The sequence below is a fragment of the uncultured Pseudomonas sp. genome (assembly GCF_913774235.1).
Classification (GTDB): Bacteria; Pseudomonadota; Gammaproteobacteria; order Pseudomonadales; family Pseudomonadaceae; genus Chryseomonas.
The window spans coordinates 368,394-380,077 of sequence record NZ_CAJYDW010000017.1 but is presented as its reverse complement, the minus strand read 5'-3'; the positions used below and the strand labels follow the sequence as shown (position 1 = coordinate 380,077).

Below are 11,684 nucleotides of genomic sequence, written 5' to 3'. Positions count from 1 at the left end.
AGGCAAACCCTCATGGCTGACTATCATCACGGCGTCCGTGTCCTCGAAATCAACGAAGGCACCCGCTCCATTTCCACCGTTTCTACCGCGGTCATCGGCATGGTCTGCACCGCCAGCGACGCCGACGCCACCGCCTTCCCGCTGGACACCCCCGTCCTGCTGACCAACGTCCAGGCCGCCGTCGCCAAGGCCGGCACCAAGGGCACCCTGGCGGCCTCGCTGCAGGCCATCGCCGACCAGGCCCAACCCCTGGTGGTCGTGGTACGGGTCGCCGACGGCGCCAACGCCGCCGAGCTCACCACCAACATCATCGGTGGCGCGGCCAACGGCAAGTACACCGGCATGAAGGCCCTGCTGGCCGCCAAGGCCCAGCTCGGCGTCACCCCGCGCATCCTCGGCGTGCCCGGCCTGGACACCCAACCCGTGACCACCGCCCTGGTGGCCATCGCCAAGCAGTTGCGCGGCTTCGTCTACGCCAGCTGCAACGGCTGCGTGACCAAGGAAGATGCCGTCGCCTACCGTAAGCAATTCGGCGCCCGCGAGCTGATGCTGCACTGGCCGGACTTCCTGGCCTGGTCCACCAGCACCAACAGCACCGTCACCGCCAATGCCACCGCCCGCGCCCTGGGCCTGCGTGCCCAGCTGGACCAGAGCATCGGCTGGCACAAGACCCTGTCCAACGTCGCCGTCGACGGTGTCACCGGCATCAGCAAGGACGTGTTCTGGGATCTGCAGAACACCGCCACCGACAGCGACTATCTGAACGGCAACCAGGTCACCACCCTGATCAACCACGACGGCTACCGCTTCTGGGGCTCGCGCACCACCAGCGCCGATCCGCTGTTCGCCTTCGAGAACTACACCCGCACCGCCCAGGTGCTGGCCGACACCATGGCCGAGGCGCACTTCTGGGCCAACGACCGCCCCATGCACCCGAGCCTGGTGCGCGACATCGTCGAAGGCATCAACGCCAAGTTCCGCGAGTTGACCCGCCAGGGCTACCTGCTGGGCGGCGAGTGCTGGTACGACGCCGACGGCAACGAGAAGGAGTCGCTCAAGGCCGGCAAGCTGTTCCTCGACTACGACTACACCCCAGTGCCGCCGCTGGAAGACCTCACCCTGCGCCAGCGCATCACCGACCGCTTCCTGGTCGACTTCGCCGCCCGCGTCAACGCCTGAACCTGATCCGGCGCGCCCCGCGGCGCGCCTCTGGAGAGCATCCCATGGCCCTGCCCCGCACCCTCAAGAATCTCAATCTGTTCAACGACGGCAACAGCTACCTCGGCGTTGCCAAGTCCTGCACCCTGCCCAAGCTGGCGCGCAAGATGGAAGCCTTCCGCGGCGCCGGCATGAGCGGCCCGGTCAAGGCCGACATGGGCCTCAGCGAAGAGGGCATCCAACTGGACTGGACCCTCGGCGGCCTGGACCTGACGGCGCTCAAGCAATTTGGCGCGGTCGGCGCCGACGCCGTGCCGCTGCGCTTCGCCGGCGCCTACCAGCAGGACGACAGCGGCGACGTCACCGCCGTGGAGATCGTCGTGCGCGGTCGCCACGAATCCATCGAGATGGGCGAAGCCAGTGCCGGTGGCACCACCGAGCACAAGATCACCACCACCTGCAGCTACTACAAGCTGACCGTGGATGGCGTCACCGTCATCGAGATCGATCTGCTGGCCTTCGTCGAGAAGGTCGACGGCAAGGATCGTCTGGCCCAGCAACGCGCCGCCCTCGGCATCTGACCCCACCCGGGCCCGCCGCGGCGGGTCCGGTCCACCCTTCAAGGAATTGCCCCATGACCGCTACCACCCAAGACAACCTCGTGCTTCTCGACCAACCCGTGCAGCGCGGCGAAACCCGCATCGAAGAGCTCAGCCTGCGCAAGCCCACTGCCGGCGAACTGCGCGGCGTGTCGCTCTCCGAACTGCTCAACCTCAACGTCGACGCCATCGTCCGCATCGTCCCGCGCATCAGCCAGCCCAGCCTGAGCGATGCCGAGGTGCGTGCCCTGGACCCGGCCGACCTGGTCGACCTGGGCGGGAAAATCGTCGGTTTTTTGCTGAAGAAGTCCGACAAGGCGGCGCTCTTCCCCGCCACGTAGAGGATGCGATGGCAGATCTCGCCATCACCTTCCACTGGCCACTGGACCAGCTCGCTGCCATGAGCCTGGCCGAATTGATGGACTGGCGCGAACGCGCCCGTATGAGAGCCGCTCCCGATGGCGAATGATCCCCAGACCCGCAGCATGCCATCCGCCACCGGTAGGATTCAGGCCTCCATCAAGCTCCTTGAGCAGCGCCTGGCAGCCTCCCGGGCGACTGCCCAAACCAAGGCGGAGAAACGCGGCGAGGCTTTCGACAAGGTCTCCGAGCGCCTGACCGCCTTGCGCGAGACGGGCTCTGCCACCGTCGAGCAGAGCCTCGGCCTGCTGAGCCCCGCTATAGAAGAAGCCAAACGCTTCAACCAAGAACTCAACCGTATCGGCGCCCTCAACCTGGGCGAAAAAGCCACCGCCGACGCCGTCAAATACGCCAAGGCCATGGGGGTCTATGGCTCCAGCACCACCGAAAAACTGGGCGCCATGCGCCAGGCCCTGGAGGCTTTCGGCGACGTCAGCAGCGCTAAACTGGCCGCGCCCACCTTGGCCAAGCTCCAATTCGCCAACCAAGCCCTTTACGGCAAAGACGCAGGGGCAGCCAAATCCGCCCAATTCACCGCCATGCTGCAGGTCATCGCCGCCCGCGGCGGTCCGAAGGACGAGGCCGACTTCAAGCAGCAGGCCGACGCCGTACAGAAGACCCTGGCCAACACCCAGGGGCGGGTCGCCGCGCCGGAATGGCTCAAGGTGGTGGAAAAAGGTGGGCAAGCCGCGCGCGGCCTGAATGCCGACGCCTTCTACAACGGTCTCGAGCCGCTGGTACAACAACTGGGTGGCGAAAAGGTGGGTAATGGCCTATCTGCCAGCTATCGCAATCTTTACCAAGGCACTACCACCGCCGCGGCGGCGAGCAAGCTGCAGAGCTTGGGCCTGGTCGATCCGGGGCGGGTCAAGACCAATGGCACCCACGCCACCCTGGACGCCGGCGCGCTCAAAGGCAGCGAACTGTTCGCCCAGGATCAGGCCGCCTGGCTGCAACAGGTCCTGCTGCCTGCGCTCAAGGCCAAGGGCATCACCGGTGATCGCCAGACCCTCGACGCCATCCGCACCATCCTGCCCGATAAGGCCGGTGCCGAACTCTTCACCCAGATCTATAAGCAGCGCGAGCAACTCGACAAAAGCTCCGCCAAGACGCGGGGCTCCGCGGGTATCGATGGCTTGGTCACCCAGGCCCAGCAATCCCCCGCAGGCGCGGAGCTCGAACTGCAGGCACGCAAGGCCGACTTGTACCGTCAGTTGGGCTCGACCATCCTGCCGACCTACGTCAAGGCGCTGGAGATCGTGGCGGCGGTCACCCAGAAGGTGACCCAGTGGCTGGAGGACAATCCCAAAACCGGTATCGTCCTGGTCGATCTCGCCATGGGTGCGAGCATCCTGTCCGCCACCTTCGGCGCCCTGGCCGTGGGCCTGGCCGGCTTGATGGCGCCCTTCACGCTGTTCAAAGGCATGCTGAGCCTGACCGGCCCGGCACTGTTCGGCACCCTAGAGCTCCTCGCCAAGCTGGGTGGCGGTACCCTGAGCGTAGCCGGCGGCAGTCTGCGGCTGCTGGGCGAAATCGGTACGGGCGCCTTCAACCTGCTCATCAATGGCGTCCGCCTGCTTGGCGCCGCCATGCTGGCCAACCCCATCCTGGCCATCATCGCCGGCATAGCCGCCGCCGCAACCCTGATCTACGCCAACTGGGGCACCATCGGCCCCTGGTTCACCGGTCTCTGGGAAGAAATCAAAGCAGGGGTTTCCGGGGGCCTGGGTGGCATCGCCAGCGTGCTGCTCGACTTTTCCCCGATCGGCCTGATCTACCGGGGCTTCAGTGCCCTGCTCGACTACTTCGGCTTTGACCTGCCGAGCAAGCTCAGCGAACTGGGCGGACAGCTGTTTGGCGGCCTGATGAGTAGCCTCGGCATAAGCCTAGGCAGCCTCCAGGAATCCCTGCTGCCCTGGCTGGGAGGTCTATGGGACAGCATCAAGCAGACCTTCTCGACGGCGCTCGATGGCCTCGGCACGCTGCTGATCAGCTTCTCGCCGCTGAATCTGCTCTATCAGGCGTTCCAGCCCCTGCTGACCTACTTCGGCAAGGACTTACCGAACACCTTTACTACCCTCGGCAGCCAATTGCTGGACGGATTGATCGGCGGCCTCAGCGGCCGTCTGGCAGCCGTTCAACAAACCATAGGTAACGTGGGCAGCCGCGTACGCAGCTGGCTGAGCTCAATCTTCGGTGGGAAGGATTCGAACGCCACCCAGCAAGCCTGCACCTGTGCCTTGCCCGAAACGGTCAGCAGCGCCAGTGCGGCTCTGCCGCAACTGGGCGGCACCAAGCGTCTCGTCGGTGCCGGTGCCCTGGTGCTGGGAGCCGCGGCCGCCCCACTACCTGGAATCGGCGCCCCTTTGCCGCAGTTGGATGCTGCGCAACGCCTCACCGGCAGCAACCCCTTGCTGACCGCCCCGGCCACCGCCCCGCTACCCGGGATCGGCGCGCCCCTGACCATCGACAGCCGCCCACCCTTGACCAGTCCCGCCGCCGCGGCACCGGCCGGCAACGACCTCTTCAACATCACCATCAACGCCCCGGCCAATGCGGACGCCCAGCAGATCGCCACCCTGGTACGCAGCGAGATCGCCCGCGAGAAAACCGAACAGGCCGCGCGTAACCGCAGCAGCCTCCGAGACTGGAGTTGACCACCATGATGATGGCCCTCGGCACCTTCGTCTTCAGCCTTCATACCCTGGCCTACAACGAGCTCAACCGTACTACGGCCTACACCCACGCCGTGACCAAGCGCGTCGGCGCCCAGCCGGCCCGCCAGTTCGTCGGCAAGGGCGACGACTCCATCACCCTGCCCGGCTGGCTCGCCCCGGAGTTGGCCGGCTCGCCCACCAGCCTCGATGTGCTGCGCCTCATGGCCAGTACCGGCAGCGCCTGGCCACTGATCGAGGGCTCCGGCCGGATCTATGGCCTCTGGGTGATCGAAAGCGTCAACGAGACCAAGACGATCTTCTTTTCCGACGGCACCCCGCGGCGCATCGGCTTCACCCTCACCCTCAAGCGCATCGACGACAACCAGGCCGCCGAATTCCTCGGGACCGCGCTGGCCGCCACCAATGGCCTGCTGCGGAAACTCCTATGATCAGCGAAGTCCTGGACCCCACCACCGGCCAGGTGCGCCGGACCTTCCTGCGCGGGCCGGAGCGTGGCGACTATCCCCAGCCGATCTATCGCCTGCGGCTCGATGGCAAGGACATCAGCGATCGCCTGGCCCCGCGCCTGGTCAGCCTGGAGTTGACCGACAAGCGCGGCCTGGAGGTGGACGAGTTGACCCTGACCCTGTCCGACCACGACGGCCGCCTGCCGCTGCCGCCGCTCGGGGGCACCCTCCAGCTGGAACTGGGCTGGAGCAACACCGGCCTGGTCGACAAGGGCAGCTACCTGATCGCCGAGATCAACCACAACGGCGCGCCGGATCTGCTCAAGCTGCGCGCCCGCAGCGCCGACCTGAGCAAGAGTTTCAAGACCCAGCGTGACCAAAGCTACAGCAACACCACCCTGGGCGAGGTGCTGCGCATCCTGGCCGCGCGCCAGGGCCTTACCGCCGCCGTGGATGCCACCCTGGAGGCGAAACCGATTCTCCAGCTGGACCAGGCGCGGGAATCCGACGCCAACCTGCTGACCCGCCTCGGTGAAGAGTACGATGCCGTCGCCACGGTCAAGGCCGGGCGCCTGCTGTTCATGCCCAAGGGCCAGGGCAAGACGGCCAGCGGCAAGGACCTGCCCCATATCATCCTCAGTCGCCAGGACGGCGATCAGCACCAGTACCTGCTCACCGTCCCCAACGATGGGGTGCGCGCCTATTACTACGACGTGGACCAGGGCAAGCGCCTGGAAGAGGTGGTCGGCGACGGCAAGAATCCGCGCGACCTGCGCCACACCTATGCCAACAAAACCCAGGCGCACCAGGCGGCCGAGACGGAATGGCAGAGTCTGCAGCGCGGCGCCGCCACCCTCTCCTACCACCTGGCCCTCGGCTGCGCCGACCTCATCCCGGAACTCAGCTACACCCTGACGGGCATCAAGCCGGAGATCGACGACATCATCTGGTACGGCGGCGATATCAAGCACAGCCTGAGCGCGGACGGCGGCTTCGTCACCGAACTCAGCGGCCTGCAGGCCAGGCAGCCGGAGGATCTAATCGCGGACCTGGTCACCGAGGTGCCGCCCAAGTACAGCGGCGTGCTGGCCTATTACCGGGATCCGGCGACCGGCAAGCAGGTCAGCCTGACCCAGGGCGACCAGAGCAACCCCTACCACCTGCGCTTTCTCTATGCGAGCAAGGAAGCGGCGCTCAGGGCCGTGGAGCGCGAGGCCAAGAAGATCGAGGAGCGCCAGGGAACGACCAAGCCGTTGAGCTGAGGCCAGACGCCAAGTCAGGCGACAGCGAAACTCAGAGCAGGCGAATCTGCAGGTCAGCCAGACCGATACGACCGGGAGGGGCCTGGCGAGTCCGGGTGGACTCAGTGCGGACGGGGCAGAAAGCGTGGGGCGGCGACTGGCTGATCGATGCGGGGCGGCAAGGGGCCTTCTACCTGCACCAGGCTATTGGCGAGGCGGCAGAGCATCGCCTGATCGTCGCAGGACAGCTGACGAAACGCCTGTACCAGCTCCAACTCGAAGCGAGTGGGTAGCAGCACCGGTTGTCGCTCATGCCATAGAAATGTCAAACGCGCCTGTTCCATCGGTCGCCGGCTCCAAAAACACTGTATACGAATACAGTACATTTTTGTGATGCGGATCGCCAAGTGCTTCTCGTCGTAGCTGTGCAAAAGCTTGCCAAGCCTACGCAACTTCCTAGCAGGCCAGCGCCCTACTGCGCTCCCGTATCCAACGCGCCGTCGGCCACCGCCATGGCGAACGCCATCCGGCGCACCGCATCGCGACTGGTCTCGGACATCCCCCGGAAGTAGCCGAGCAGCTCCGTCTCAACCTTGGAGAGCGCCGACTCGGCCACGGGCAGCGCCTCGCCGGTGATGACGAAGTGGATGTCCACGCCGTGGGGCTGGAGGGCCGCCAGGTAGTTGGCATCCGGACTGCGCTCACCCTTCTCGTAGTTGAACTGACTGGTCTTGGTCACGCCCGCCAAGGCCGCGAAATCGGCCTGGTTCAGACCCAACCGGAGGCGCTCAAGCCGTAATCGATCACCGATTTTCAACAAAAGCCTCTCTTAGGCGATTGACTATCCAACAAACGTTGAATATGGTTCACCTTAATCACTTGAAATCACACGAATGTGAACTATGGCCGACACCTATGCCACCGAGCAAGCCTGCAAAGAGGCGCGAAAACGCCTGGAAATGCAGGGTATTTCCGTCAAGGAGTTCGCTCTGCGCCACCAACTCAGCCCCAGCACCGTCTACGCGGTACTGAACGGGCAGAAGAAGTGCCTGCGCGGCGAGGCTCACCGCAGTGCGGTGTTGCTCGGTATCAAGCCGGAGCCATCCGTGGTCGTCATCGATCACCCCTAGGGGCCGTTGCCCCGGAACATCCCCTGGAGGAAGTCATGTCCACCCCGGAACCGCGTTCAGCCTGTCACCCCTTGCATCGTCTCACTGCAGCGCGCGTCCATCGCGCACCTGGAGCCTGCCATGAGTGAATTCCGTCTGGTCTGCCCCGCCTGCAACGGCCCCTTGGTGATCCGCTGCAGCAAGGGTGAAACCCCCTGCTTCCGCTCGCTCTGGTACCAGTGCAAGAACCTGGCGTGCGGCGCCACCTTCGGCGGTACCCAGACCATCGACTACCAGCTCAGCCCCTCGGGACTGGAGGCACCGCGCCTGGTGTTGCCGCTGGCGCCCTCGAAGCTCAAGCGCGCCGCCACCCAGGCCAGCCGCATGACCAGCAACCAGAAAGACCTACTGGATCCGCTCGAGGAGCCCACGCCATGACCCGCCACGACCTGCCCCCTGCCGGCTTTCGCCGCCGACGTGACACCCAGCCACAGGGCCCCTGGCTCGACCTGGCCGCCAGCAGCGCCGACCATCTGGTACTGGTCGACCCGCACGGCCAGCGCTATCGCATCCCGGTGGCGGACATCTCCGCCGCCCTGATCGAAGCACCCACGCGCCCTTCCAGCCGCTAAACCGCCCGCCTCCACGTCCCCGCTATGCCCGCCTTGCGTGGGTAGGGGCGAGTTGCGCCCTGAAGAGGGGAAAGACCATGCCCGCCGACCTCCGCGTTCCGCTCCAACTCACCCCTACGCAAGCCCGGGCCTATCTGCGCTGGCTGGCGGCCCAGTATCGCGCCGGCCTGCAGGAGCACTGGTGGGACGACCGCTACCGCACGGTCCCGGCCGGTCCCCTGCGCCGCTGGCGCATCCACCACGACCACCCGGCGCTGGCCGCCGTGGCCGGTACCGCCCGCGCCCTGCGCGATGAATTGCGCAACCTGGAGAAGCGTCCGTGAAGCTGTGCCTCGATGTCACCCTGATCCGCGATCCGCAGCAGCCGCCGCGGATCGTCTTCAACCTGCCCCTGCTGCAGGTGCAGCAGGCCTACAGCTGCGCCCAGTTACGCGAAATCGCCCGCAGCTTCCAGATCCTCGCCCACGACGCCGAGCGCCAGCCTCAGGGTGCGCTGCGCCTGGTACGGGAGCTCACCGCGGATGCACAGGTGAACCCTTGAGCCGCTACTCCATGGACCCGCAACTGCGCGCCGACCTGCTGCCACGCCTCGAACGCGAGCTGGGCCTCAAGCTCAGCCCCGGCACCCACTACCTGCGCAAGGGCGAATGCCCGGCCTGCCACCAACGCGAGCTGTTCACCGACTACGACGCCCCCTGGGTGGTCAAGTGCGGTCGCGAGGCTAAGTGCGGCCAGAGCTGGCACGTCAAGGAGCTGTTCGCCGATCTCTTCGACGACTGGTCGGAGCGCTTCAAGCCCAGCGCCGCGGCCCCGGCCGCCAGCGCCGACGGCTACCTGCAATTCGCCCGCGGCTTCGACCTGGGCCTGATCAGGGGCTGGTACAGCCAGGAAACCTACTGGGACCGCGCCCAAGGCATCGGCTCGGCCACGGTGCGCTTCCCGCTGGCCAAGGGCGGCTACTGGGAACGGCTGATCGATCGCCCGGCGCGCTTCGGCAAGCAGAAGGCCCGCTTCCAGCCCGGAGCCAGCTACAAGGGTGTCTGGTGGTGCCCGCCGGACCTGGACCTCTTGCAGGTGGAGGAACTGTGGATCGTCGAGGGCATCTTCGACGCCATCGCCCTGCGCCACCACGGCCTCGCCACCGTCTCGGCAATGAGCAGCAACGCCTATCCGGAAGAGTCCTTGCAGGAGCTGGCGCGGCTGCGCGGCGGTCGCCTGCCCCGGCTGGTCTGGGCGCTGGACAACGAACCCGGCGCCCAGCGCTACACCCGCCGCTGGGTACGCCAGGCGCGGGCGCTGGGCTACCCCTGCACCGCCGCGCAGATCCCCCAGCCCGGGCGCAAGGTCGACTGGAACGACCTGCACCAGCGCTGGGCCTTCGAGCCCGAGGCGGCGACGCGCGCCGAACAACGCGAACGCGACCTGGCCGAAGCCCGCCACCACGGCGCCCTGCTGCTGGCCGAGACCGCCAGCGAAAAGGCCGTGCTGCTCTACGAATGGCGCGAGCGCCACGAATTCCACTTCACCTTCGACAATCGCCTCTACTGGTTCAAGCTCGACCTGGACAAGTACAACAAGGCCCTCACCCACCTCGAGGAGTCCGAGCGCGACGAGGATCGCCAGCTCACTAGCCAGCAGCAGCGCGACAAGGCCATGCGCCTGGCCGGCAACGTGGTGGAGATCGCCAACTGCGCGCCCCAGGCGCTGTACTTCCAGCGCAACGAGATCACCGACGAATCCTGGTACTACTTCCGCGTCGACTTCCCCCACGACGGTCCGGCAGTGAAGAACACCTTCACCGGCGCCCAGGTCGCCGCCGCCAGCGAATTCAAGAAACGCCTGCTGGGCATGGCCGCCGGCGCCGTCTTCACCGGCACTGGCACCCAGCTGGACAAGATCATGAAGGACCAGCTGTTCGGCCTGAAGACCGTGGAGACCATCGACTACGTCGGCTACAGCCGCGAGCACGGCTGCTACGTCTTCGGCGACCTGGCGGTGCGCGATGGCCAACTGCACCGGGTCAACGACGAGGACTACTTCGACTTCGGCCGGCTGCGCCTCAAGACCCTGCAGAAGACCATCGGCCTCAAGCCCAACCCGGCCGCCGGCGACTACCGCCACGACTGGTTGCCGCTGCTGTGGACCTGCTTCGGCAGCAATGGCCTGACCGCCCTCACCTTCTGGTTCGGCTCGCTATTCGCCGAGCAGCTGCGCGCCCGCTACCAGTCCTTCCCCTTCCTGGAAGCTACCGGCGAGGCCGGCGCCGGCAAGACCACCCTGCTGACCTTTCTCTGGAAGCTGTTCGGCCGCGCCGGCTACGAGGGCTTCGACCCGTCCAAGTCCTCCACCGCCGGCCGCAGCCGCGCCATGGGTCAGGTCGCCGGCATGCCCATCGTGCTCATCGAGGGTGACCGCAACGACCCGGAAAAGGCCCACGCCAAGAGCTTCGACTGGGACGAACTCAAGGACTTCTTCGGCGGCGGTACCTTGCGCACCCGCGGCATGAAGACCGCCGGCAACGAAACCTACGAACCGCCCTTCCGCGGCACCATCGCCATCAGCCAGAACGCCCCGGTGAGCGCTTCCGAGGCCATCCTCACGCGGATCGTGAAGCTGCACTTCACCCGCCCCGTGCTGACCGACGCCAGCCGCGCCGCCGCCGACAGCCTGAGCCGCATGGACGGCGCCGCCCTCAGCCACTTCCTGCTGCTGGCCACCCGCCGGGAAGCCGAGGTGCTGGCGCTGTTCCACGAGGCCTTTCCCCGCTACGAAAGCAAGCTGCGCCGGCTGGGCGACAACTGCTTCTGCTGCGGCGCCCCGCTCGCGGCCAACGAGCACCGCTGCCGCAGCTGCCAGAACGAGCTGGTCGGCCACCTGCGCATCGAACGTATCGTCAAGAACCACGCCATGCTGCTGGCCCTGCTCGACGGCCTGGGCCTGGTGGTGGAACTGCCACCGGGCATGGTGGCCGAGACCCAGCGCGCCCTGGTGCGCATCGCCCTGGAGCGCCAGGCGGCCATCAGCGCCGATCACCCGGCGGTCGTCGAGTTCTGGCAGGTCTACGACTACCTGCAGTCGCTCAGCGGCGACCCGGTGGTCAACCACAGCCTCCACGGCTGGGAGATCGCCATCAACCTCAACGAATTCGTCGAGCGCGCCGCCGAGCACCGCCAGCGCCTGGCCGACCTCGGCACCCTGAGAGAACTGCTCAAGGACAGCCGCCAATTCAGATTCATCGACAACAAGGTGGTCACCAGCCGCATCCGCGCCCTGCAGAAACAGCGCAATCCGCTGGAAGACCGCCCGGACAAGGTGCGCTGCTGGGTGTTCGCCAATCCGCACTACAGCCCCGCCGAACATGGCCGCCCGGCCAGCCGGAGTCCGGCATGAAGCACGCCACC

Annotated in this window: 15 protein-coding genes; 13 read left to right on the top strand and 2 right to left on the bottom strand. The window is 66.5% G+C overall.

Features of this window, described 5'->3' with window-relative positions; all coding sequences use genetic code 11:
• Positions 1-12: 12 nt before the first annotated feature.
• Genes QZ471_RS18795 through QZ471_RS18765 form a run of 7 tightly spaced genes read left to right on the top strand, consistent with a single transcriptional unit; the run spans position 13 to position 6,563 of the window.
• Positions 13-1,179 (top strand): phage tail sheath protein, encoded by a 1,167-nt coding sequence (locus QZ471_RS18795; protein WP_295466596.1) that lies wholly within the window; start codon positions 13-15, stop codon positions 1,177-1,179.
• A 44-nt stretch (positions 1,180-1,223) separates the two neighbouring features.
• Positions 1,224-1,739, top strand: coding sequence for a phage major tail tube protein (locus tag QZ471_RS18790; protein WP_295466594.1), 516 nt, complete (start codon positions 1,224-1,226; stop codon positions 1,737-1,739).
• Positions 1,740-1,792: 53 nt separating this feature from the next.
• On the top strand, positions 1,793-2,098 hold the full coding sequence (locus tag QZ471_RS18785) for a phage tail assembly protein (RefSeq protein ID WP_295466592.1): 306 nt from the start codon (positions 1,793-1,795) through the stop codon (positions 2,096-2,098).
• An 8-nt stretch (positions 2,099-2,106) separates the two neighbouring features.
• Positions 2,107-2,226, top strand: a complete 120-nt coding sequence (locus tag QZ471_RS18780) for a GpE family phage tail protein (RefSeq protein ID WP_074529353.1) — start codon at positions 2,107-2,109, stop codon at positions 2,224-2,226.
• The gene (locus QZ471_RS18775) at positions 2,216-4,834 is read left to right on the top strand and encodes a hypothetical protein (protein WP_295466589.1); all 2,619 of its coding nucleotides are present in this window, start codon (positions 2,216-2,218) and stop codon (positions 4,832-4,834) included. Before QZ471_RS18780 ends, QZ471_RS18775 begins: the two co-directional genes overlap by 11 nt.
• 5 nt (positions 4,835-4,839) lie before the next feature.
• Positions 4,840-5,283, top strand: coding sequence for a phage tail protein (locus QZ471_RS18770; protein ID WP_295466587.1), 444 nt, complete (start codon positions 4,840-4,842; stop codon positions 5,281-5,283).
• Positions 5,280-6,563 carry a contractile injection system protein, VgrG/Pvc8 family gene (locus tag QZ471_RS18765; protein ID WP_295466585.1) on the top strand — a complete coding sequence of 428 codons (1,284 nt, stop codon included), beginning with the start codon at positions 5,280-5,282 and terminating at the stop codon, positions 6,561-6,563. The genes QZ471_RS18770 and QZ471_RS18765 overlap by 4 nt, the downstream gene beginning before the upstream one ends.
• A gap of 101 nt (positions 6,564-6,664) precedes the next feature.
• Here the strand turns inward: QZ471_RS18765 and QZ471_RS18760 are convergent, their stop codons facing one another.
• Positions 6,665-6,841: a hypothetical protein gene (locus QZ471_RS18760; RefSeq protein ID WP_295466583.1), complete on the bottom strand. Its 177-nt coding sequence runs from the start codon at positions 6,839-6,841 to the stop codon at positions 6,665-6,667.
• 173 nt (positions 6,842-7,014) lie between these two features.
• Positions 7,015-7,359 carry a helix-turn-helix domain-containing protein gene (locus tag QZ471_RS18755; protein ID WP_295466581.1) on the bottom strand — a complete coding sequence of 115 codons (345 nt, stop codon included), beginning with the start codon at positions 7,357-7,359 and terminating at the stop codon, positions 7,015-7,017.
• A gap of 85 nt (positions 7,360-7,444) precedes the next feature.
• Here QZ471_RS18755 and QZ471_RS18750 point away from each other — a divergent pair, with 85 nt between their 5' ends.
• The 6 genes from QZ471_RS18750 to QZ471_RS18725 all read left to right on the top strand — a co-directional run bounded on the left by QZ471_RS18750 (position 7,445) and on the right by QZ471_RS18725 (position 11,673).
• Positions 7,445-7,672, top strand: a complete 228-nt coding sequence (locus QZ471_RS18750) for a DNA-binding protein (protein ID WP_295466579.1) — start codon at positions 7,445-7,447, stop codon at positions 7,670-7,672.
• A gap of 120 nt (positions 7,673-7,792) precedes the next feature.
• Positions 7,793-8,089, top strand: a complete 297-nt coding sequence (locus QZ471_RS18745; protein ID WP_295466577.1) for an ogr/Delta-like zinc finger family protein — start codon at positions 7,793-7,795, stop codon at positions 8,087-8,089.
• Entirely contained in the window at positions 8,086-8,283 is a 198-nt protein-coding gene (locus QZ471_RS18740) for a hypothetical protein (protein ID WP_295466575.1), read from the top strand. Before QZ471_RS18745 ends, QZ471_RS18740 begins: the two co-directional genes overlap by 4 nt.
• 77 nt (positions 8,284-8,360) lie before the next feature.
• Complete coding sequence (locus tag QZ471_RS18735) at positions 8,361-8,606, top strand: hypothetical protein (RefSeq protein ID WP_295466573.1); 246 nt, start codon at positions 8,361-8,363, stop codon at positions 8,604-8,606.
• On the top strand, positions 8,603-8,824 hold the full coding sequence (locus QZ471_RS18730) for a hypothetical protein (protein WP_295466571.1): 222 nt from the start codon (positions 8,603-8,605) through the stop codon (positions 8,822-8,824). Before QZ471_RS18735 ends, QZ471_RS18730 begins: the two co-directional genes overlap by 4 nt.
• Before the next feature lie 11 nt (positions 8,825-8,835).
• Entirely contained in the window at positions 8,836-11,673 is a 2,838-nt protein-coding gene (locus QZ471_RS18725) for a toprim domain-containing protein (protein WP_295466779.1), read from the top strand.
• Positions 11,674-11,684 lie beyond the last annotated feature (11 nt).